We start from the raw sequence: 266 nt of genomic DNA on the forward strand, positions 1-266 counted from the left end.
GCCCGGGACACCGACGGAGACGCCGCTGGTCACCCGTTGTGGGGTGAAGTCATAGGGCTTCCCTGTGACGGGGTCGATGAACGCATCATTAGGCATAGCCGCGGGAGCAGTTTCGCGGCCGTCAATCGTGCCGACTTTGCCGGTCTTGGCGTCGTAGAACACGAAGTAGCCGCCGCCACCGATGCCGGCGCTGTAGGGCTCCGTAACTCCAAGGGTTGCCGCAGCAGCGACGGCGGCGTCGGCTGCGTTGCCGCCCTGCTTCAGGA

The 266-nt window shown here is 65.8% G+C and carries 1 protein-coding gene; it reads right to left on the reverse strand.

All coding sequences use genetic code 11. The features are described from left to right. Positions 1 to 266 (reverse strand): gamma-glutamyltransferase (locus ACPYOG_RS19705; RefSeq protein ID WP_481295810.1); only part of this gene is annotated, 266 nt, incomplete at both ends.

It is taken from the genome of Leifsonia sp. HAY1-4F (assembly GCF_056755275.1).